The organism is Paenibacillus sp. FSL P2-0173, from assembly GCF_038008045.1.
In the GTDB taxonomy this organism is placed as follows: domain Bacteria; phylum Bacillota; class Bacilli; order Paenibacillales; family Paenibacillaceae; genus Paenibacillus; species Paenibacillus polymyxa_B.
In genome coordinates this window covers 644,042-666,718 of record NZ_JBBOYK010000001.1, presented here as the reverse complement: position 1 = coordinate 666,718, position 22,677 = coordinate 644,042, and the positions used below count along the sequence as shown (strand labels likewise).

Annotated in this window: 17 protein-coding genes; all 17 read left to right on the top strand. The window is 46.6% G+C overall.

Annotation, left to right across the window (positions count from 1 at the left end):
• The first annotated feature begins 262 nt into the window (after positions 1-262).
• The 17 genes from leuC (at position 263) to MKX30_RS02725 (ending at position 22,648) form a co-directional block, all read left to right on the top strand.
• Positions 263-1,687 carry a 3-isopropylmalate dehydratase large subunit gene (gene leuC / locus MKX30_RS02810; protein WP_013310634.1) on the top strand — a complete coding sequence of 475 codons (1,425 nt, stop codon included), beginning with the start codon at positions 263-265 and terminating at the stop codon, positions 1,685-1,687.
• 20 nt (positions 1,688-1,707) lie between these two features.
• On the top strand, positions 1,708-2,310 hold the full coding sequence (gene leuD, locus MKX30_RS02805; protein WP_013310633.1) for a 3-isopropylmalate dehydratase small subunit: 603 nt from the start codon (positions 1,708-1,710) through the stop codon (positions 2,308-2,310).
• A gap of 232 nt (positions 2,311-2,542) precedes the next feature.
• Complete coding sequence (locus MKX30_RS02800; protein WP_075154373.1) at positions 2,543-4,117, top strand: N-acetylmuramoyl-L-alanine amidase; 1,575 nt, start codon at positions 2,543-2,545, stop codon at positions 4,115-4,117.
• A 293-nt stretch (positions 4,118-4,410) separates the two neighbouring features.
• A complete protein-coding gene (locus tag MKX30_RS02795) occupies positions 4,411-5,910 on the top strand; it encodes an N-acetylmuramoyl-L-alanine amidase family protein (RefSeq protein ID WP_069079740.1) in 1,500 nt (499 codons plus the stop codon).
• A 45-nt stretch (positions 5,911-5,955) separates the two neighbouring features.
• Entirely contained in the window at positions 5,956-6,606 is a 651-nt protein-coding gene (locus MKX30_RS02790; protein WP_023989082.1) for a GerMN domain-containing protein, read from the top strand.
• Between the two features lie 213 nt (positions 6,607-6,819).
• The gene (nth, locus tag MKX30_RS02785) at positions 6,820-7,494 is read left to right on the top strand and encodes an endonuclease III (protein ID WP_023989081.1); all 675 of its coding nucleotides are present in this window, start codon (positions 6,820-6,822) and stop codon (positions 7,492-7,494) included.
• A gap of 56 nt (positions 7,495-7,550) precedes the next feature.
• Entirely contained in the window at positions 7,551-7,823 is a 273-nt protein-coding gene (locus tag MKX30_RS02780) for a hypothetical protein (protein ID WP_013310628.1), read from the top strand.
• A 482-nt stretch (positions 7,824-8,305) separates the two neighbouring features.
• Positions 8,306-11,968: a dynamin family protein gene (locus MKX30_RS02770; protein WP_341062431.1), complete on the top strand. Its 3,663-nt coding sequence runs from the start codon at positions 8,306-8,308 to the stop codon at positions 11,966-11,968.
• Between the two features lie 263 nt (positions 11,969-12,231).
• Entirely contained in the window at positions 12,232-14,007 is a 1,776-nt protein-coding gene (locus tag MKX30_RS02765) for an ABC transporter ATP-binding protein (RefSeq protein ID WP_023989079.1), read from the top strand.
• Positions 14,004-15,842, top strand: a complete 1,839-nt coding sequence (locus tag MKX30_RS02760; protein ID WP_068942685.1) for an ABC transporter ATP-binding protein — start codon at positions 14,004-14,006, stop codon at positions 15,840-15,842. The genes MKX30_RS02765 and MKX30_RS02760 overlap by 4 nt, the downstream gene beginning before the upstream one ends.
• A gap of 129 nt (positions 15,843-15,971) precedes the next feature.
• On the top strand, positions 15,972-17,156 hold the full coding sequence (gene purT / locus MKX30_RS02755) for a formate-dependent phosphoribosylglycinamide formyltransferase (protein ID WP_071558575.1): 1,185 nt from the start codon (positions 15,972-15,974) through the stop codon (positions 17,154-17,156).
• The gene (locus MKX30_RS02750) at positions 17,149-17,610 is read left to right on the top strand and encodes a GNAT family N-acetyltransferase (protein ID WP_013310623.1); all 462 of its coding nucleotides are present in this window, start codon (positions 17,149-17,151) and stop codon (positions 17,608-17,610) included. The genes purT and MKX30_RS02750 overlap by 8 nt, the downstream gene beginning before the upstream one ends.
• 208 nt (positions 17,611-17,818) lie before the next feature.
• Positions 17,819-18,559, top strand: a complete 741-nt coding sequence (locus MKX30_RS02745) for a CAP domain-containing protein (RefSeq protein WP_076159247.1) — start codon at positions 17,819-17,821, stop codon at positions 18,557-18,559.
• 227 nt (positions 18,560-18,786) lie between these two features.
• The gene (locus tag MKX30_RS02740; RefSeq protein WP_076159244.1) at positions 18,787-19,467 is read left to right on the top strand and encodes a TIGR00266 family protein; all 681 of its coding nucleotides are present in this window, start codon (positions 18,787-18,789) and stop codon (positions 19,465-19,467) included.
• Between the two features lie 175 nt (positions 19,468-19,642).
• The gene (locus MKX30_RS02735; protein WP_053325635.1) at positions 19,643-20,590 is read left to right on the top strand and encodes a GDSL-type esterase/lipase family protein; all 948 of its coding nucleotides are present in this window, start codon (positions 19,643-19,645) and stop codon (positions 20,588-20,590) included.
• Positions 20,590-21,666: an ABC transporter ATP-binding protein gene (locus MKX30_RS02730; protein ID WP_341062429.1), complete on the top strand. Its 1,077-nt coding sequence runs from the start codon at positions 20,590-20,592 to the stop codon at positions 21,664-21,666. The genes MKX30_RS02735 and MKX30_RS02730 overlap by 1 nt, the downstream gene beginning before the upstream one ends.
• Positions 21,659-22,648, top strand: coding sequence for an ABC transporter permease (locus tag MKX30_RS02725; RefSeq protein ID WP_023989072.1), 990 nt, complete (start codon positions 21,659-21,661; stop codon positions 22,646-22,648). The genes MKX30_RS02730 and MKX30_RS02725 overlap by 8 nt, the downstream gene beginning before the upstream one ends.
• The last annotated feature ends 29 nt before the right edge of the window (positions 22,649-22,677 follow it).

Here is a 22,677-nt window from a genome sequence, read left to right as displayed (position 1 = left end):
TATATTGTCAACATTATCTGAGAATATATAATTGACTCAGCTTTCGCAGTATGAATATTCAAACAAATCCTTAATGTAATAACTGGCAGTACCTTAGAAAAGGCGACAGAGTTCATAGTATCCATCCTTATAGCCTTAACCTATCACTTCTATAGATATCATATCTTAGACCAATCAAACATCCCGTGGTATATTATTGACATTCAAGAGAGAGCCGTTAGCTTCTCTCCACTAGGTTCGAAAAACACAGGGGTGAATAATGATGAGTAAAAAGACCATGTTCGAGAAAATTTGGGATAACCATGTCATCTATCAGGAAGCGGGAAAGCCGAGTATTTTGTACATTGATCTTCACCTCGTACATGAGGTAACATCGCCGCAGGCGTTTGAAGGATTACGTCTTAGCGGTCGTCAGGTGCGTCGTCCAGAGCTTACGTTTGCAACGATGGATCATAACGTGCCGACTAAGGACCGTTACAATATTACGGACCCGATTTCCAAGCAGCAGATTGATACATTAACTCAAAATTGCCGTGATTTCGGTGTTACACTGTATGATCTGGATACGGTGGATCAAGGTGTCGTTCACGTTATGGGGCCTGAACTTGGTCTGACTCATCCGGGCAAAACGATTGTTTGTGGTGATAGCCATACCTCCACACACGGGGCGTTCGGAGCACTCGCTTTTGGTATCGGAACCAGTGAGGTAGAGCACGTAATGGCAACACAATGTCTCCAGCAAGCTAAAGCCAAAACGATGGAAGTTCGCTTTGTAGGCCGCCGCAAACCTGGTGTGACAGCAAAGGACATGATTTTGGGTGTCATTGCCAAATACGGTACAGATTTCGCCACAGGTTATGTTATTGAGTACACAGGTGAATCTATCCGCGAATTGAGCATGGAAGAGCGCATGACTGTGTGTAACATGTCCATTGAAGGCGGAGCCAGAGCAGGAATGATTGCACCGGACGAAACCACCTTCAATTACTTGCGTGGACGTCAACATGTAGCACAAGGAGCTGCTTTCGAGCAAGCGGTTGCTGAGTGGAAAGAGCTTGTCACAGATGAAGGCGCTGAGTTTGATGTCGTGCTGGAGTTTGACGTAGATGCTTTGATTCCGCAAGTAACCTGGGGCACCAGCCCGGGGATGGGTACAGATATTTCCTCAACTGTACCGATTCCGGCAGAACTGCCAACCGAAAACGAACGTAAAGCAGCTGAAAAAGCGCTTGAATATATGGATTTGAAGCCAGGTACTCCGATTACGGATATTGCGATTGATTATGTGTTTATCGGCTCCTGCACCAATGGGCGGATTGAAGATTTGCGTGCAGCCGCTGAGGTTGCCAAAGGTTACAAGGTTTCTGACAAAGTAACGGCCATCGTCGTACCAGGTTCGGGGCGTGTGAAAATTCAGGCTGAAGAAGAAGGGCTGGACGTCATTTTTACAGAAGCAGGATTTGAGTGGCGTGAAGCGGGATGCAGTATGTGTCTTGCGATGAATCCAGACGTACTGCAACCGGGACAGCGTTGTGCATCGACTTCTAATCGTAACTTTGAAGGTCGTCAGGGACGCGGAGGACGGACTCATCTGGTATCTCCAGCAATGGCAGCCGCTGCGGCGATTCATGGACATTTTGTTGATGTACGGGATTGGAAATTCAAGCAGGAAGAAGTAGTCCGCTAGGATACAGAGGAGGAATTACGATGGAAGCTTTCACAACATTAAAAGGAATTGTAGCACCTGTGGATCGGGTGAACGTGGATACAGATGCTATTATTCCTAAGCAGTTTTTGAAACGAATTGAACGTACGGGCTTTGGACAGTTTCTGTTCTACGAGTGGCGGTTTGATGAAGCGGGCAATATCAATCCTGAATTTGAACCGAACAAGCCTCGTTATGCAGGGGCGTCTGTGCTGATCTCTCGCGCTAACTTTGGCTGTGGCTCCTCACGTGAGCATGCGCCGTGGGCGATTATGGACTATGGGTTTCGTTGCGTAATTGCTCCGTCTTATGCGGATATCTTCTATAATAACTGTTTTAAAAACGGTATATTGCCGATCAAGCTGTCTGAAGAGCAAGTAGAGGAATTGTTTCAGCGCACGGCGCAGCATGATAACTACCAATTAAACATCGACCTGAATGATAAAACGATCACTGACGATTATGGTCTGAAAATTGAATTCGATTTGGATGAACATCGCCGCCAGTTCCTGCTGCAAGGCTTGGACGATATTGGCCTGACACTCCAGCATGAATCTGAAATTCTGGCTTATGAACAAAAACGTGCTGCGAAACAAGGCGCATAGGGTTAATTCCCAGTTCAGTTTCAATACGTAGTCATATAGCTAGCTCATTTGTTAGACAGAAAGCCCGTACTGGCATTACTTTTGCCTGCGGGCTTTTATCATGCTCAAAAAATAAATTGGAAAATAAGGGGTTGACGGTTCGACTCAGCATGGTATTGTAAATGTAAAATGATTGAAGGACTGTGTCTGTGAGAAATACCAAAAAATACATATATAAGTTAGGGGAATGAGAATGAAGAAATATGGTTGGGTGATACTAGCGGCTATCTTGATTTGGTTGTGGCCGTCCTCCCCTCATGCGAATGCGGCTGGAGCAGATTTGTTTTTAGATGGCAAAAGGGTGGAAGCGCCTGCAGATGCCAAGCCTGAAATGGTCAATGGAAAAATCATGGTACCGCTAAGGGTGGTTGGGGAGCAGCTTGGATATCAATTCAAGTGGGAACCACAATCCTATAAAATCTCAATTCAAAAAAATAGTACCGATATGTCCATGTATGTAGGCCGTACATCGGCTGATGTGAATGGAAAAACAGTTAGTCTGGATGCACCTCCTGTGCTTCGGGGAAGCTCGACCATGGTCCCATTGCGTTTTGTTGGGGAGCAAATGGGGCTAAAAGTAGATTGGAATAATAAAAGTAAATCCGTAAATCTCAGTCAAAAGGCTGTAACTCAACAAGCGAGTAAACAGTCTCAATCCCAACCATCGTCGCAAACGTCAACACAGAGTACAACAAGCACCAATAAAACGTCTTCAGCAACAGCGACGACAATAAATCCAGTTGAAGCAGACAAGCATACTGAAGCCGCATCTTCACCAGCCAAGCAGCAAAATACAGAACAGACCACAGCAAATGCGTTGCTTGTACAAAATATTACTTTTGAGGGTGAAACGTTAAAGATTTCTCTGAACAAAGATGTTACCCCTAAAGTATCCAAAATGACGGGGAATGATCGTATTGTTGTAGATTTACCCGGGGCTTCACTGGCGACTGATTTTCTTCAACCGTTCCCGATTCGCACCGATGGCACGCGGGCGTTGACGAATAGTGACGGCGAGGATGTGCAGGAAATTAGATTTGCTCCCACAGATGGACAAAATGGGGGTGTACGCATTGTCATTGCTTTAAATCAAGCACGTGATTACGATCTTTCAACCAATGGCCTAGGCGATATCACCCTTCAATTGCGTGAGCGTAGTGTGAATCCGGTAGTGGTAACACCAACGAATGTCGAAGGACGGCGAATCGTCGTCATTGATCCCGGACATGGTGGCAAGGACCCTGGGGCAGGTAGTGTGACTGGGCGACATGAAAAGGAATTTACATTGGCGGTAGCGTTAAAGGTCGAGCAGCTTCTACAAAATGATCCTGACATTCAAATCGTATTGACTCGCAATGGAGATACGTATCCCACGCTGGATGAACGACCACAACTGGCTAATAGTCAACAGGCAAGCGTGTTTGTATCCATTCATGGTAATAGTATGCTAGCTTCAGATAAAGGAAAAACCAATGGCTCTGAAACCTATTATGCACGCCAGGACAGTTTGGCACTGGCAAAGGCGATGCATAAATATCTTGTAGCGGCTACCGGATTTAAGGATAATGGCATCAGGGTGGCAAACCATGTGGTGACGAGAAAATCACAAATGCCCGCTGTATTGCTGGAATGTGGCTACCTTAGTAATCTATCAAATGAAGCAGCCATGTTCACAGAAGAAACACAGGAAAAGATCGCCGAAGGTATTGTCGATGGGTTGAAGGAGTATCTTGGAACAGGCACAGGAGCAACTGAATCACTTAACTAAGGATGTTTACAATAAAAGCTACTTTCCACCTTTTAATGAAAATTCATGGGGTGAAAAGTAGCTTTTTTAGTTTTTTTGGCTGTGACTTTTGACGGAAAGCGAATGATCTATATTTTTAGTCAAAATTCGACAAAAATAGTTCTTTGGCACGTATATTTCTGTTATGATGGAATATATTCGCAACTTTTGGTGTGAGATAACGTCTATAAGGTTGTCTGATATTACATAAGCGCGTATATCAGGTCGCCGCACCGGAGCATGTGGCAAAAAAATTATGAATGGAAGGGTGACGAATGAAGAAATTTGGTTTTTTGTTGTTATTATTTGTCTTCATGTGGGCGGTTCCGGGTTATGGACATGCGGCTTCGAGTGGAACACAAATCTATCTCGACGATCAACAGTTAAGTGTCCCTAGTGGTGCTAAGGCACAAGTAATTGGCGGAAGTACAATGGTCCCGCTACGCGTAATTTCTGAAAATTTGGGATATGACGTGACATGGAAGCAGCAGGCGCGAACCATAACGATTGAGAAAGACAGTACCTCGATCCGAATGATAATCGGAAGTAAGACGGCGACTGTCAATGGAAGCGACATTAGTCTGGATGCTTCGCCTCTGCTGCGTTCCAATTATGCCCTTGTACCGCTTCGTTTTATCGGCGAGCAAATGGGACTGGACGTAAAATGGGACAGCGGCTCCAAGTCCGTAAAATTATATACCCGCAGTAGCGGGTCTGGAAACGGGGAATTTACACCTCCCAAGTCCGGAAATAACAGTACAGGTACTGGTAGTGTTACTGCACCAACGAATAATGCGAACTCAGGTGTTACACAGGTGCAGGGAGTTAGTTTCAGCCAAAACCGTTTAACCATCACAACAGCCAGTGCCGTCAAGCCGAAAGCGTTTACGATGGCAGGCCCTGATCGGGTAGTGGTGGATTTGCCAGCGACTGCGTTTGCTGACAATTTCGGAGAGCAGCAAAAGCTGGATAGCAACTTAAATGGTTCGCTGGACATTGAGAATGAAGCGGATGTGTCCGGTATCCGTTATGCTTTATTCCAAAAGGAACCTTCAACGGTGCGCGTTGTTATTGATTTGAAGCATGCCATGAATTATACCGCATATAATGATGGTTCGAATCGTGTTATCGTCGATCTGGCTTCCAAAGATTCTGTGAATACCACGCCAGACGCAACGTTACCAGATGGCTCACAGCCGGATGACACGCAGACATCACCAACTAACAGCAATGGTAAAAAGGTCGTTGTTATTGATGCTGGCCATGGAGCAAAAGATTCTGGAGCAGTTGGTGTTTCAAGAAAAAATTATGAAAAGACCTTCAACTTAGCTATGGCTCTGAAAGTAGAAAGCATATTAAAGCAGAACCCCAAGCTTGAGGTTGTGCTGACACGCAGTGATGATACATTCTTGGAGCTTAAACAGCGCGTAAAAGTAGCTGAAAACCTTAATGCTAACGTGTTCGTGTCCATTCATGCTAACAGCAGCGGTAGCTCAGCTTCCAACGGTACAGAGACGTATTACCAGCGTAGTGCAAGCAAAGCGTTCGCTAACGTTATGCATAAGTACTTTGCTCCTGCGACGGGTCTGACAGACCGAGGCATTCGTTATGGCAATTTCCATGTAATTCGGGAAACGACTATGCCAGCCGTATTGCTTGAAGTAGGATATCTGAGTAATGCAAAAGAGGAAGCCACACTGTTTGATGAAGATTTTCAAAACCGGGTAGCTCAAGGGATTGCAGATGGAATCACAGAGTATCTCGACGTAAAATAGATCTTCAACAAATCGCTTGTCAACGTCAAGCAAGGAGGGGGACATATGAACAAGAAAATCGTAATTGCAGGTCTGCTGGCACTGTTTGCCATTGCAGGTGCAGGGTGTGCCTCTAAGCAAACAACGGCTCCTGCGACTCCATCTCAGGAAACACAAACTTCGAATGCACAAAATAGTACACCTGAACAGACGACCCCTGAACCTTCGGCTCAATCTGCTGAAAATAATGGGGCGAGTCAAACACCTGCATCTCCGTCAACAGAGCCTACAAAGACCAAGACGGACACGGAAAATTCAGGAGATCGACAAACACAGCAGATTACGGTGTACTATACGGATACACAAGAGAACGGCTTGAAAGAACAGAAAAAGGAAATTACCTATCCAAGCGAGCTGGAAAAATTGCAAAAAGCGTTTGAAGCTCTGCAAAAGAGTGGGGATTCTGCTCTTATCCCGTTGTGGTCCGAGAAAATTTCCGTGCATAAGATCAAATTAGATAACGGTGCATTGACTTTTGATATTTCTCTGCCGGACGAGGCTCGATTGGGAGCTGGCGGCGAGGAATTAGCTATCGATGCCTTGAAGAAAACGATGTTCCAATTCAAGGAAGTCAAAACGCTGGATTTGCTCGTAGATGGTCAATCTTTAGAGTCCTTAATGGGACATGTAGATTTGGATCATCCCATGAGCCGCTAACCGATCAGACGGTATGAAAATTTCTTGGAGATTTACACACTTTTCACGTGCAATCTGTGACAGATAATGATAATATAGGAGTGTATTTCTCGCCTATGCAGGCAGTCATGCACAAATAGTATTCGTTTCTTTCCGGATGATTATTTAGAGTGACCGTCTTGATGCGGGCTATCCCGTATCAAGACGTTTTTTTTGGTAGGAGGTAGGATTTCCGTGAATGCAGCAACCGCACGTCATATATTGGACACCATCGGTACGATGTTTCCGGATGCCCATTGTGAGTTGAACCATGACAATGCTTTTGAATTAACGATCGCCGTGTTATTGTCTGCTCAATGCTCCGATCAGATGGTCAATAAAGTAACGGCAGACCTGTTTCAAAAATACAAGTCACCTGAGGATTATTTGGCTGTTCCTCTTGAGGAACTGGAGCAGGATATTCGCAGAATCGGCTTGTACCGAAACAAGGCCAAGCATATTCATAACCTCTGTCGTATTTTAATAGACCAGTACGGGGGAGAGATACCTTCGGAGCACGATCAACTGGTTAAGCTACCGGGTGTTGGCCGTAAGACGGCTAACGTCGTAGTATCTACTGCTTTTAATGTACCAGCTATTGCGGTAGATACGCATGTAGAGCGTATTTCCAAACGGCTCGGTTTTGCAGGGTGGGATGATTCAGTGCTTGAGGTGGAAAAAAAGCTGATGAAGAGGGTACCTAGGGATGAATGGTCTTTGACCCACCACAGGCTTATTTTTTTCGGACGCTACCATTGTAAAGCTCAAAATCCTCAATGTCAGGTATGTCCGTTACTTGATGTGTGCAGGGAAGGCAAGAAACGTATGAAAACGTCTCTTATCAGAAAAGATAAGGAACGTAGAGCTTAAAGACCCACAGAGTAACAGAGGGTTTAACCATTTATGTGTAGAAAAGGATGAAGAGTATGAAGTGCATTTCGGTATATACAGACAATTTTGAAGCGTTCTCTGATATTTTTGAGCAAATTGTAACAACAGAATTTGCTGAAAACGAAGAGCGCGAGCTTGAGGGAATCACAGTTAGTCATTCCGGTGATGTACCTGAACATTATCTGGAGCGTATGTCACAAAAGCCAGAAGTGGTCGTAATGAAGGACAAATCCCGTGGGATTACGATTTTACAGCATGGTCAAGTATTTGAAATTTTGCTGCCAGTGCTTGAGACTGCAGCCAATTAAGTTCAATTCGCGGACGACATGCGTTGCATGTTCCGGTGTAGGCGGCTCGGCTGGTTTAACCAGCCCGAAGGCGCATATATACACGAACCTTGCAGACCATCCTGATATGGATAGAGCCTCGTTCCAATGAAGTGTGCATACATTTTGACCCTGAATTATGGTGTCGCGTTCCCCATGTTCTAAAAGGTGAATGTACGTGATGAGCAGGCTCACCCGTTGTATACATATCTTGCTTCGTCGGTGCTCTTTGAGGGCTTTGATGAATTGCATTCGGTTGCCTAAATATTTATTTTTAATGATCCGTTTTGAACAGAATAAAATGAACTTATTATTATCATGTACGAAAACAGCGTTCCCTAATGCCAAGTACTGGCGGGGAGCGCTGTTTAGTTTTTTTGATGTGATGATTCTCACAACGGCTTAGGAATGCTACAATATAGCTATTTGGTGCAGACAAGTGATAAGGAGTGGAACCGTAGCTTATGATGCAAACGATTACAGGAGATGCGGGAAAGTGGTTGGATACGATAGAACAGATACAGAGTACATTGCGTAAAGCCGGGGATGAAGCGGGAGCGAAGGCGATAGGTGATCTGCTGGAAAAAGCATATGCGCAGGAGCTGACCATTGCCTTTTGTGGACATTTTTCAGCGGGTAAATCGAGCTTGATTAACAGCCTGTGTGGTAAAACTGTGCTGCCGTCTGGACCGGTGCCTACGAGCGCTAATGTAGTGTCCATCCGTTATGGACGTCCGAGAGCGCTCATTCATCCAGCCAAATCAGCGGAAAATCCAGAGCCGGAAAGCATGGAAGCGTCCCTGTCCGAGCTTGCTGAGTATTGTAAAAATGGTGGAGCCTATGAATCGGTTCAAGTGTGGGAGGATGTTCCGATATTATCTAGCGGAGGAGTGCTGCTGGATACACCAGGCGTAGATTCCACAGACCACGGACATGCGCTGGCGACACATTCTGCTTTACATTGGGCAGATATTGTTTTTTATGTGATGGATTACAATCATGTCCAATCTGAAAATAATTTGTCCTTTGCCAAAAGTTTGTCGGATTGGGGCAAGCCATTATATTTGATCATCAATCAAATCGATAAACACCGGGAGCGAGAGCTTTCATTTACACGTTATCGTAATGAGGTGGAGACCAGCTTTCATGCCTGGCAGGTTCATTATACGGATATCCTCTTTACTTCCTTGAAGGAGCAGAATCATCCATGGAACCAGTGGAAACAGTTGACGTACCTGATTCCGAATTTGCTGGAGCGAAAAACAGAGCTTTTGGCATACAGTTTAGTGTCCTCTATGCATCATTTGGTAGAGCAACATGTGGAGACTGTGCAGGCAGCTGAAGAAGAGGAACTGAACACACTGTTAAAAGAAGCAGGTGGAGAAGAAGCCATTTTGCGCCTGGATATAGAGCAGAAAACCTTGCAGCAAGAAGATGAACACTGGAAGGTGCTTCCGGAGCAGGAGCGTAAACGACTGCGTCAAGAGCTGGATCATTTACTGGAACACGCACATTTGACGCCAGCGGAGCTACGTGAAGCCGCAGGCGAATACTTAGAGAGCCGCAAGCCGGGCTTCAAAACAGGAATATGGTTTGCAGGAGGAAAGACTGAGCGAGAAAAGGAAAGCCGCTTGGAACGGCTGGCAGGAATGCTGACTGATCAGGTGGAGGGACAATTGCTTCCCCATGTACGGGAGCTACTGAGGTCTTGGGGTGACAGTCAGGGTTTGTGGTCCGCTGCGATGGAGCAGGAGCTGGATGACATCCGCCCTGTGACGGACCGGCAACTGGTAGAGCAGACGGTGAAGGAAAATGCGTTGTCGCCGGAGTATACGTTGAACTATTGCAAGGATCTACGCGCTGCTGTGACCGCCGATTGTCGCCGTAAGGCGCTAACGCTGGTAGACCAGCTGCTGGCCCAGCTTGCAGTGCGAGCCGAAGCCCGCCGCGCGGCTCTCGCGGATGCACGCACTGCGCTGCTGGCGCAGGCGGACGCGGCGAGCCGCTACAGCACCCGCGTGCAGGCCTCGGCTTCGCACGCCAGCCTGCTGCGCAGCTTGCTGCCGCAGGCGTCCGCGCCAGGCGGCTTGCCCCGTGCGGACGCGCTTGCACCGGCGTCCGATACCGCCGCTGCTGCCCCGCCAGCTGCGGCACCAACGGGCGTTGCGCGTTCTGACATCGCTGGCTCGCGCAACGCATCGGCGCAGCCGCTAGCAGGAACGGCGTCAGCACAGCCTGCCGCCGGAGGCCGCCGCACGCGGCTGGATGCAGCAGCGGCCCGATTGAAGGCTGCCGCTGCCCTGGTAAGCCCGTACCCTGCCATGCAAGCGGCGGTACGGGATTTACATGCCCGCGCCGCTGCGCTGGAGGGCGGGCAGTTTACGTTGGCGCTGTTCGGAGCGTTCAGCGCTGGGAAATCCAGCTTCGCCAACGCTTTGCTGGGTGAAGCTGTGTTGCCCGTATCGCCGCATCCGACGACAGCGGCGATTAACCGCATAATGGCGCCTGCAAGTGCTGAGCGCCATGCCACGGCTGACGTCCATATGAAACCAGTGGACGCGTTGCGGGAAGATCTTAAATACTCATTTCGGTTATTAGGATTGGGGGAACCCGCGGCAGCGGGCTGGCAAGAAGCCGTTCATGCTTTATCTCCGGAAGGCATCCATCCTGCGGGTAGGCCTCATTATAGTTTTTTGAAGGCTGCCGCAGCCGGATGGGAAGAAGCTGAAAGCTTGCTGGGACAACAGCTTCAGGTGGATTTAGAGCAGTATCGGGATTTTGTTGCGTCTGAGCACAAATCATGCTTTGTGGAGCATATCGACCTTTATTATGATTGCGCTCTGACCCGTCAGGGCATCGTGCTAGTGGATACGCCAGGAGCGGATTCTGTGAATGCACGACACACAGGCGTGACTTTCAACTATATGAAGCATGCGGACGCTCTTGTATTTGTCACCTATTATAACCATGCGTTTACGCAAGGTGATCGCCAGTTCCTGAACCAACTAGGTCGAGTTAAAGAGACCTTGGCGCTGGATCAGACGTTTTTTATAGTTAATGCATCAGATCTGGCTTCTTCTGAAGAAGAACTGCATTCTGTTACCCGGCATGTACAGGAACAACTACAGGCGAATGGAATCCGAAAACCACGTATTTATCCGCTTTCCAGTATGCTGGCGTTGGAAGCTGCCGAACAGGGAGAGGCTTCGCTGCGTTCAGCTTCACGTTTTGATGCATTTGAAGATGATTTTTCAGCATTTGCAGCCGAAGAGCTGGCAGGTTTGTCCATTGCTTCTGCTATGCAGGAACTGGGTCGGCTGCGGAACCGCATAGAGCAACATGCAACCGATGCCCGGTATAGCGAGGAAGAACGTGAGATTCGATTAGAGCGATTAACTCGCATCCGTGGAGAATTGGAGCATACGCTCCTAGGCCTGACTGACAGCAACGGTGCATCTGTGTTATCGGGTGAAACCGATGAATTGCTGTATCATGTACGTCAAAGGCTGTCCTATCGGACTGGAGAATTTATGGCAGAGGCTTTTCATCCATCTGTTCTGCGTGAAGGAGTAGGTGATCTTCGTTCGGCTTTTGCATCTTGTGGTCGTGAGCTGATGCGTTTAATCGAACTGGAGCTGTCTCAGGAATTGCTGGCAACCACACTCCGGCTGGAAAAAACGGGCCAAATTTTGGTACACAAGACTATACAACAGTGCGTAGAACACATGAACCACCAGTTGCAAGGACTAGATTGTACGATTCCTGAATCCAGAAACTGGGCTGTTCCCGAGCTGAATGAAATTTCCCTGCAGGAGTCTATTCATTGGAAGGACTATTGGAATAGCTTTAAAAATCCAAAGCTATTTTTTGAAGGAACTGGGCGAGCGAATCTACAAACCAAACTGGAGCCGATATTACGCCAGCGAATCGGGGAAGCTGTGGATCAGCAACGAGAACGAATGTCTTCTTTTTACGTTACGCTGATGCAGGAGGAACAAATGTGGCAGAAAGCTCAGCTTCGAGAGCAAATGCTGGAGACGACTCGTGGCATGGAGCATGCCCTTATGGGCGGTGAGCAGCCACAGGTTTGGGAAGAGCTTGCTGGCAAGATTGCGGCTTTGGAGTAAAGATAAATAAGTACACCATTTATTTAAGTTCAGGACACCGGGTTGTGGGACAACCCGGTGTTTTATGCATGCTCCAAAAAGAAAGCAATACTGAGTAAATAGCCATATTCAATAATAAGAAAGCGATTTAATTTGTCTAATCACCCACCAATTGATAACCTGCCTGAATACGGCTTGTTATCCTCTTTGCCCCCTTGGAAAGCGAATGGTAAACTTCACTAAGCCATATAACAACGTCGTGCAACTAATGGAGGGACATTGACATGGAAGTGCTCAGGCAACTGCAAGTTTTTTTTCGCGAGAGGAGACACTATCTGTTTCTTTCTATTTTATGCCTTGCGATAGCGACGGCCCTGGGACTGGTGTATCCGAACCTGCTCCAAAGGCTAATTGATAACGCTATCATCCCCGGTGACTTCGGGAAAGTCCCGGCGCTGGCTCTGACTGTGCTGGGAGTAGTCATCATCAAAGGGTTCATGCAATTTTTACATGGTTTTTTTGGTGGACGGCTAGGTAACTACTTGGCGTACCGACTCCGCAATGCTTGTTACGAAAAGCTGCAATTTCTGTCCTTCAGATATTATGACACTGCCAAAACGGGGGATCTCATGTCCCGACTGACTGGTGATTTGGAGGCAATTCGTAACTTTATCGGGTTTGGTTTTGCCCAACTCCTCAATGTGCTACTGATGGTCGTATTCGGCTCTATGATGATGCTGTATATTAACTGGCAGCTCACCCTCATTACGATGATCAGCATGCCATTGCTACTCTTCGTCACATTCAAGTTTGAATCCCGGATTCATCCCACCTTTCAGGAAATGCGGATTGCCCTTAGCGCCTTGACGACAGCGGTCCAAGAAAATATAACAGGTGTGCGAACCGTCAAATCTTTTGCCCGCGAATCTTATGAAGTTGAGAAATTTTCAGTACGTAATGAGCAATACAAAAGTAATCAAATTCAGGCTGCTTCCCTATGGAGTCGGTTTTTCCCCGCAATGGAACTGATAGCTTCTGTCAGTGTGGTCCTGCTGTTGGGCATGGGGGGGTATCTGGTCATTCAGAAGTCAATGACCTTGGGGCAGCTCGTCGCTTTCTTTAGCTTAATTTGGTATATTATCGGCCCCATCTGGAGCATTGGCTTTCATATCAATAACTATACGCAGTCCAAAGCTTCTGGTGAAAGGGTCTTGGAACTGCTAAATCAGTCCATAGATGTAACCGATGAAGCCGGAGCACTTAAACTCGATGCCGATCAGGTGGAAGGACATGTTACGTTTGAACATGTTACCTTTGCTTACGGAAATAAGCTCCCTGCTGTTGTTGACATCAATTTAGACGCACCTCCGGGATCAGTCATTGGAATTTTAGGCGGAACGGGGTCAGGGAAGTCTACCATTATTCAATTACTCATGCGCGCTTATAATGTGAATGCAGGAAGTATCAAGTTGGATGGCAAGGATATACGTCACTTGAAGATTCGCGATTTACGTGCTCAAATTTCTTCCGTGTTTCAGGAGACGTTTTTGTTTTCGTCCTCTATACGCAACAATATTTCATATGGATTAAGTCATGTCAGTATGGATGACATCATACGCGTTTCCAAACTGGCTCAGGCACATGAATTCATAACTGAACTACCGCTGGGATATGACACTGTCGTCGGAGAACGTGGATTGGGACTGTCCGGAGGGCAGAAACAACGGATCGCCATCGCGCGCGCACTACTCAAAAATCCGAAAATTCTGGTACTGGATGATGCTACCAGTGCGGTTGATATGGAGACAGAGCATGAAATACAGACCGGTTTTCAAGAGGTTATGCGTGGTCGAACAACATTTATAATTGCTCATCGAATCTCTTCACTTCGTCATGCCAATGAGATTGTGGTGCTTGAGGAAGGACGAATCGTCCAGCGTGGAACACATGAACAGCTCATTGCTACTCCAGGTCCATATCAGGATGTGTATCATATTCAATACGCCGATTACATAGCTCAGGCTCCAGACGGTGTATCCGAAGGGCAGGTGAGACCATGAATATACCCGCAGAAAAAGTCAAACCGTTAAAAAAGCCAACGAATGAACGCTTTGTCTATCAAGATGATGATGTCATTGACAAACCGTTTAACTGGTCAGAATTCAAACGTTTGCTGGCATACATGAAGCCTTATGCCCGTCAGATTCTGCCGATCCTTCTGGTCATGATGATTCTCGGCACCATTACCAAGCTGACCGTTCCTTATTTGATCAGTCTGGCCATTGATAAGGCAATTGCTCCCGCATGGCCTGCACTGCCCAGCGTAAAGTTACTGCTGCTCATCACGGGTGCCGTGCTCTTGTTATATTTAATTCAATGGGCAGCCAGCACATACCGCATTAAATTCACCAATATTATCGGTCAACGGGTTATTTACGATTTGCGTGAAGATTTATTCAAGCATATTCAAAAGCTATCCTTTAACTTTTTTGATAAGAGACCAGCAGGTTCTGTATTAGTGCGCGTGACAAATGACATTAACTCGCTACAGGATCTTTTTACGAACGGTGCAGTGAATGTCCTGATTGACTGCGTACAGCTTATCGGAATTATTGTCATTTTGCTGCTTATTAACTGGAAGCTCGGTTTGGCGGTAATTGTGACCGTTCCGATCATGTTTTTGATCTCGACCAAGCTGCGCGTACGCATCCGCCGTGCTTGGCAAGAAGTGCGTATGAAGAACTCACGTATCAACTCTCATTTGAATGAGTCCATTCAGGGGATTCGTGTGACACAAGCGTATACGCAGGAGCAGGAAAACATGGCTTATTTCGACGATATGAACAGCTCTAGCAAAAAATCGTGGGATAAGGCTTCTGCCATGAATCAGGTCTTTGGCCCACTTATTGATATTACCGGAGGATTTGGTACGCTTGTGCTGTTCTGGTTTGGAGCGCATTTAATTCAGACAGATCAGCTTACGGTGGGATTACTGGTTGCGTTTGCTAACTATGTTGGGAACTTTTGGGAACCGATTAATCGACTGGGCCAAATGTATAATCAGTTACTGGTTGCGATGGCTTCGTCAGAACGAATTTTTGAGTTTATGGATGAACAGCCGAATATTGCAAACAAACCGGGAGCAAAAGCCTTGCCGTCCATTCGGGGCGATATCCAATTTGAAAAGGTCATTTTTGAATATGAAAAGGGACGTCAGGCGCTTAAAGGTATTAATCTTTCTGTCGAGGCGGGCCAATCTATAGCGCTTGTGGGTCATACCGGATCAGGTAAAAGTACAATTATTAATCTGCTCAGCCGTTTTTATGACATTACGTCAGGGCGGCTTACGATTGATGGCCATGATGTGCGCGATGTCACGGTGGAGAGCTTGCGAAGCCAGATAAGCATTGTGCTTCAGGATACATTTATTTTTTCGGGGACGATACGCGATAATATCCGATTTGGCCGATTGGATGCAACGGATGAGGAAATTGAAGCGGCTGCGAAGGCGGTCAATGCTCATGAATTCATTGTTCACTTGCCAGCTGGCTATGAAACAGAGGTAGAGGAGCGGGGGGGAATGTTGTCCATGGGCCAGCGACAGCTCTTATCCTTTGCTCGTGCCTTGCTGGCAAATCCGAGAATTCTTATCCTGGATGAAGCAACAGCCAGTATTGATACGGAAACGGAGTTGAAAATTCAGGAGGCTCTTCAGGTTTTACTGGAAGGCAGAACTTCGTTTATGGTCGCTCACCGTTTGTCCACCATCCGGAATGCTGATCATATCGTTGTACTGGATCATGGGGAAATCCAAGAAAGTGGTAATCATGAACAATTGATGAAAAAACATGGAATATATCGGGGGCTGGTGGAAGCACAGTTCAGATTTTTGTAAAAAAAAGATCAAAAAATCGCGTTTTTTGTAAATTTAAATGCCGAGCACTATTGCATTCTTGGAGCTAAACCCTGAAAATAAAGATGAAAAGAGATCAGAGCAATTTCGTCAGAGGGGGAAGAGTTCAAGATGTGGGGTGCTCCTTTTTCTGCCAAAGCTAAGAAGATGCTGCTGCTGGGTAGCGGCGAATTGGGAAAAGAAGTCATTATTGAAGCTCAGCGGCTTGGCGTGGAATGTATTGCTGTTGATCGCTATGAACTGGCTCCAGCAATGCAGGTGGCCCATCGCTCTCACTGTCTGGATATGCAGGATGCTGAGGCGTTGAAGGCACTAATTCGTGAGGAAAAGCCCGACATAATTGTACCTGAAATCGAAGCTATTGCTACGGGTGCTTTGGAAGAATTAGAGCAAGAAGGATTTTACGTAGTACCAACGGCCCGTGCCGCCCGTCTTACGATGGACCGGGAAGGTATCCGCAGGCTGGCTGCCGAGAAATTACAGCTTCCGACTGCTGCCTATCGTTTTGCAGATAATTTTGACCAGTTGCGGTCGGCGGTTCATGAGCTGGGCACGCCATGTGTGGTCAAGCCTTTGATGAGTTCGTCGGGTAAAGGGCAGTCTGTATGCCGGGCACTCGAAGATGCAGAATCCTGCTGGAATACGGCGCTGGAAGGCGCGCGTGCCAAAACAACACGTGTCATTGTTGAAGCTTTTGTCCCGTTTGAGAGCGAAATTACCTTATTGACCGTCAGATCGGTTTCGGGTACGACTTTTTGCCCACCGATTGGCCACATTCAGAAAGATGGGGATTATGTCGAATCCTGGCAGCCTCATGGCATGACGGACAAGCAGCTTTCGGAGGCGGAGAACATTGCCCGTACGATTACGGATGAACTGGGTGGTTACGGATTGTTTGGCGTAGAGCTGTTTTTAACAGCTGATGGCGTCATATTCAGTGAAGTATCCCCTCGTCCGCATGATACAGGAATGGTGACCATGATCACGCAGGATTTGTCGGAATTTGCGCTTCATGTGCGGGCCATTCTCGGATTCCCGGTGCCATCCGTCACGCTGCTTACACCAGGAGCTTCAGCTACTTTGAAGGCAGAAGTGGCTACGCGGGATTTTGTAATAAGCGGTCTGCATGATGCATTATTGCTACCCCGGACACAGGTGCGAGTGTTCGGGAAGCCTGAAACCAAGCCGGGACGCCGGATGGCTGTAGCGCTTAGCGCTGCAGAAGATGTGGAAACAGCACGGAAGACGGCCAAAGAAGCTGCTAATATGCTGAAAGTGGAGGTAAATCATGTCTAACAATGTGATGATTCCAGTACTGACAATTCGTTCCGTAGAGCTTGGCGATTGCGAAGCCGTAACTGGACTACTAAGAGAAGTCGGGTACCCGATGACTTGTGGTGTAATGAAAGAAGTTATGGGAACAACGCGGGAGGACAGTCAAGCGAATATGATGGTTGCAGAAATGGATGGTCGTGTTGTCGGAGTAATCGGCATGCATACGGCTCAAAGCTTGGCTTATCCTGATCCTGCCGTACAAATCACCATGCTGGTCGTGAGCGGGGAGTATCGCGGCGAGGGCATTGGCAAGCGCCTGGTGGCTTGTGGTGAGGAGTGGGGACGTGCGCAAGGATGCTATCATTTATTCATTACCGGAGCGAATAACCGCATCAAACAAGTAGAGGCCCGAGCATTCTACAATCGAATCGGCTTTGAAAAGCAAGGCTACCGTTTCAGCAAAAAGCTTAGATAATCAGCCTATAACAAGACAATCTAATACTTAAAGCCTCACTACTTTTAACTTAGTTCCGCATGGGTCAATTCCGAGCGGGGCTATTTTTTTTCCAACTTTTATACCATTGATCCTTCTATAAAACATGATATACTGCTAGAGTAAAGATTACAAAGTTGTAACCAGACGCGTTCACACCAAGGCATTTATACAACAAGGAGATGACGAAATGAAGAATATGTTGAAAAAAACACTGGTGATGGGAAGTCTAAGCGCCATTTTATCCGCAGGATTCATCGTTCCGGCATCAGCTTCACCAGCTGACGATTTGACTGCCCAACTGCAACAATGGTTTCAAAATAACGGATATACCGTCAATATGTCCAACGGGACGACTACGATAACAAAGACCGTAATTAAGGATGTTTCTGAAAAGGACAAGGCTAAAAACAAAACAGCAAATCCTTCATCCGGTAAACAAGCAACAACCAAACAGGGTAGCCAAAAGGCTTCGCAGTCTAGTAACAAGCAACAGACCCAAAAACAAAGCACAAACTCAGGCGCGGGTCAGTCAGCAGGATCGGATGCACAACTGAGCAAGTCCCAATTTGCAGCTGAGGTTGTAAAGCTTGTAAATAACGAGCGCAGCCAAAAAGGTCTGAAGCCCCTCGCATCGAATGCGAAGCTTACAGAAGTAGCCTTAGTCAAGGCGAAGGATATGAGTACGAACAATTACTTTTCCCATACATCTCCGACCTATGGTTCACCATTTGATATGATGAAAAAATTCGGTGTAACTTATACGTATGCGGGTGAGAATATTGCCATGGGACAACAAACACCACAAGAAGTGATGAAAGCCTGGATGAACAGCCAGGGACACCGTGAGAATATTTTGAAGGCAGAATATACACAAATTGGTGTAGCTTACTACAATGGATATTGGGTACAAGAGTTCACACGTAACTAAGATGATCGTAAATACGTTCCCAACGTCATGTCGCTGCTACGAAAAGATAGTGACGTGACGTTAATCTGGAGACCCGCTGACACGTTCAGCGGGTCTTTTGGTGTCTCTTATTCCTCCAGTGGCATAACCATTGCTTTATACCAGAAAAGACATAAGGGACGTATTTATAGTATGATAGCAGCAAGTTGAATGGATTGCAGACTACTTATGGAAAGCCAGGTGAACAAATGAGCTACGAAATCGTGCATGAAGGTGCCTTTGCTATGCTCAAGGTGCAGTTGAACCCCGGGGAAATGATTAAAGCGGAAATGGGAGCGATGGTTTCCATGTCTTCCAGTGTAGATATAAAGGGGACGGTAGACGGTGGACTGTTACGTGGTTTAGGCAGAATGCTGAGCGGAGAAAAATTCTTTTTTCAAGAACTGAGGGCAGCCCGGGGACCGGCTGAGGTGTTGTTAGCCCCTGCCAGTATAGGTGATGTACAAGCGGTGGAACTGGATGGCACGTATAGACTGTTGGTCCAAAAGGACGGTTTTCTGGCTTGTACGGAAGGCATTGAGGTAAGCACCAAAATGCAAAACCTGATGAAAGGTTTATTCTCCGGTGAAGGTTTTTTTATCGTAGAAATCAGTGGTCGAGGTACGGTATTCCTGTCCTCTTATGGAGCCATTCATCCCATTTACATCGCGCCAGGAGAGGAGCGTATTATTGATAATGCTCATCTGGTGGCATGGCCGGATTATATGGATTATAAAATTGAAAAAGCATCTAAAGGCTGGTTGTCCAGCGTAACGAGTGGAGAAGCGCTTGTATGCCGCTTTCGCGGTGAAGGGACGGTACTGATTCAAAGTCGAAATCCGGGCAGTTTTGGACAATGGATCAAAAGTTTCATCCCTGATAGTAAATAGTTTGGTTCGTCTGATTAGAGTTGTGAGGATAAACTATTCGCACAAGAAAGTATAATATAAGGGTGGCCATTTGCCATCCTTTTTTTGCATGTTCATGGGAAATTATGTGTGACTCTAAGCGTTTATTGCGCTTTTATTCCGAACGGTTTATTTGCAAAATGATATGAGAAGCCTTATGTTTATTTCACTAAGCTATCAGGAGGGAACACGAGTGAATTCATCAAAATGGATTTGGCGGTCTGTCGGTTCCGTTTCCATTGCCGCCACATTGCTATTATTGTACGGATTTATTACAGCAGTACAAAGTATCACGGCTCCAGAGCCAATGGTTAGCACTCAACCTGTGCATTCCGGTTCATCGCAGACACAAACTGCGCCATCCGCTACAAATCAGACGGGAGAGTTTCGGGTAGCTGCCATTGGAGATTCGCTAGCCAAAGGCACAGGGGATGACTCCGGAAGTGGTTTTGTGCGTCGGTCGGTGAGCTTGTTAAATAATCAGGAAGGCCATAAGGCTCAGCTCATAAATAATCTGGGGATTAATGGACTGACGACTCAAGGACTATTGACCAAGCTGGATGAGCCTGGTGTTTCTTATGTGTTGAAAAAGGCTAACGTCATTATTGTCTCGATTGGCGGAAATGATTTATTTCAGGGGGCTCAGGCTGCCCAAACTGGCAAAGAGCCACCTACACTCAGTGGTTTGCGTAAAGCTGTGCCTGATGCCGCCAAACGTCTGCAAAAAGTGCTGACAAAGGTAGGGAAAATCAATCCGAATGCTAAAATTATCTATGTCGGATTATATAATCCATTCAGTGATCTGCAGGAAATGAAAATTCCTGGTAATCTTGTGGTCACAGAATGGAATCTGGCTGCCATGGCAATTACCAACCAAAACAGCAATATGACTCTGGTTCCAACTTTCGATTTGTTCCAGCAAAATTTGCCCGTCTATTTATCTTCCGATCATTTTCATCCAAACGGACAGGGCTATCAGGCAATCGCTGAACGTATCGCGCAAGGGTTTGCAGTTGCAACCACGAAGGATGCCGATAAAGTGGATAATGAACAACAGTCTACAAGTAGCCAACCCGCTGAAGTGAAAAAGGGAGGGAACAAGTAATGAGCATCCAATCTGCTGACAAGGCCGGGGCTGGAATAACCCAAAATCCGACATCAAGGGATGCAGTGTCCAGTTTCCATTCCGCCAATCAGGTTGGCAGCGCAGGCAGAGACAGAAGCAATAACGAAACAGTTCTCTCTGTTCAGCGCGTTAAGAAACGTATCAAACGCAAAATGATCATTCATGATGTAACATTCGACGTTCGTGCGGGTGAAATTTTCGGATTTCTCGGTCCTAATGGGGCTGGAAAAACGACGACTATTCGTATGCTGGTCGATTTAATTAAGCCTACGGAAGGGACGATTACTGTCTGTGGACATAATGTAAATCGTGACCCTGAGCAGGCTTTGCGGCATATTGGTTCTATTGTGGAAAATCCAGAGGTGTACAGCTACCTGACAGGGTGGGAGAATTTAGAGCATTTTGCCCGTATGCAGCCTGGTGTAGACGAGCCGCGTATCCGCGAAGTCGTTGAGCTTGTTCGGCTCGATCGCCGTATCCATGATAAAGTAAGTACGTATTCTCTCGGAATGCGCCAGCGTCTTGGTATAGCCCAAGCCTTGCTTGGTAGACCGAAATTGCTCATTTTGGATGAACCGACGAACGGGTTAGACCCCAAGGGGATCAAGGAAATGAGAGCTTTTATCCGTTTGCTAGCGGCAGAAGGCATGGCTGTATTTGTTTCCAGCCATTTGCTCAGCGAAATCCAGCTGCTATGTGATCGGGTGGCAATTATAAGTCGGGGAAAGGTGCTAGCTGTAGGTGGTGTACGGGAATTGGTTGATACGCACTCGCACATGGCCGTATGGCAACTGGAGCCTCGTGATCAGGGTCTTGCCATATTGCAAAATTCTCCGCATGTGCAAATAATTACGAACGCCGATGAATTAATTGATGACAGCATTGTGGCAGGCAGCGGAGCCGATGCAATTTTTACAGAAATGGATGAAGAGCATATTGCGGAGCTGGTGACACAAATGACGGCTTCCGGTATTTCCGTTAAAGGTGTAACCAAAATCAATCCTACACTGGAGCAGCTATTCCTGAAAATGACGGAAGGTGAGATACTTGAATAACATTTTACCGCTCGTACAAAATGAAACGCTCAAAATTATCAAGAAGAAACGATTTTATGTCATTTTACTTGTTTTACTTGTGCTTGTGCCGATTTTTACGTACGCTCAGATGAAAGTGGCAGAAAACAATCGCGAAAAATTCGGCAATGATTGGCGACTCGAACTGCGTCAGGCGATTACCGATAATCAAAACTCGCTGGGAAGTGACCGGGTTCCCGAGGAATGGAAGACCTACCGTCGGGTCTTTGTGCAGCAGATGCAATATTATTTGGAAAATGATGTGAATCCTAATGAGCCGAGTGGTGTCACCTTTACCAGAGAGTTTATGGATAATTCCATTAATCTGTTCGTTCCGCTGTTGATTATGGCCATTGCCTCCGACTTGGTTTCTGGAGAACGGACGACAGGCACGATAAAAATGTTGCTGACTCGCCCAGTCAGGCGGTGGAAAATACTGCTGAGCAAGCTGCTGACATTGTATATGTTCGTCTCGCTCATCATTTTAGCTGTATTTGTAATTAGCTATCTGATATCAGGCTTGTTTTTTGGTTTTCGCGGTTTTAATGTTCCGGTATTTACCGGATTTCAAATTGTTGGATCGACGGTGGATTTGTCTGCTGTACACGCGATTCCACAATGGCATTATCTGATGCTGCAAGCCGGATTGATCTGGTTCGTCAGTCTTGTGGTAGCTTCGTTAGCCTTCATGGTATCTGTCCTGGTACGAAGTACGGCGGCAAGTATCGTGGTCATGATGGCTGCACTTATTTCGGGCACTATTTTGACAAACATGGCTTCATCTTGGCAGAGTGCTAAATATTTATTTATGGTTAACCTCGAATTAACCGATTATTTATCTGGAAGCCCCGCCCCCATTGAGGGAATGACCTTACCCTTTTCTTTAGCTGTACTGGGCATTTGGGGGGCTGCGGCATTGATTGTTTCATTCGCCGTCTTTACGAAACGGGATATATTGAATTAAAATGGACAAGGTAAAAGAAAACATCTGTT

Coding starts and splice junctions, on each gene's coding strand:
- MKX30_RS02795 (WP_069079740.1), top strand. CDS start 4,411: ATGAAGAAATTTGGTTTTTTGTTGTTATTATTTGTCTTCATGTGGGCG.
- MKX30_RS02800 (WP_075154373.1), top strand. CDS start 2,543: ATGAAGAAATATGGTTGGGTGATACTAGCGGCTATCTTGATTTGGTTG.
- MKX30_RS02735 (WP_053325635.1), top strand. CDS start 19,643: ATGTTTATTTCACTAAGCTATCAGGAGGGAACACGAGTGAATTCATCA.
- MKX30_RS02780 (WP_013310628.1), top strand. CDS start 7,551: ATGAAGTGCATTTCGGTATATACAGACAATTTTGAAGCGTTCTCTGAT.
- MKX30_RS02750 (WP_013310623.1), top strand. CDS start 17,149: ATGTCTAACAATGTGATGATTCCAGTACTGACAATTCGTTCCGTAGAG.
- MKX30_RS02730 (WP_341062429.1), top strand. CDS start 20,590: ATGAGCATCCAATCTGCTGACAAGGCCGGGGCTGGAATAACCCAAAAT.
- MKX30_RS02770 (WP_341062431.1), top strand. CDS start 8,306: ATGATGCAAACGATTACAGGAGATGCGGGAAAGTGGTTGGATACGATA.
- MKX30_RS02790 (WP_023989082.1), top strand. CDS start 5,956: ATGAACAAGAAAATCGTAATTGCAGGTCTGCTGGCACTGTTTGCCATT.
- leuD (WP_013310633.1), top strand. CDS start 1,708: ATGGAAGCTTTCACAACATTAAAAGGAATTGTAGCACCTGTGGATCGG.
- purT (WP_071558575.1), top strand. CDS start 15,972: ATGTGGGGTGCTCCTTTTTCTGCCAAAGCTAAGAAGATGCTGCTGCTG.
- MKX30_RS02745 (WP_076159247.1), top strand. CDS start 17,819: ATGAAGAATATGTTGAAAAAAACACTGGTGATGGGAAGTCTAAGCGCC.
- MKX30_RS02760 (WP_068942685.1), top strand. CDS start 14,004: ATGAATATACCCGCAGAAAAAGTCAAACCGTTAAAAAAGCCAACGAAT.
- MKX30_RS02740 (WP_076159244.1), top strand. CDS start 18,787: ATGAGCTACGAAATCGTGCATGAAGGTGCCTTTGCTATGCTCAAGGTG.
- MKX30_RS02765 (WP_023989079.1), top strand. CDS start 12,232: ATGGAAGTGCTCAGGCAACTGCAAGTTTTTTTTCGCGAGAGGAGACAC.
- leuC (WP_013310634.1), top strand. CDS start 263: ATGAGTAAAAAGACCATGTTCGAGAAAATTTGGGATAACCATGTCATC.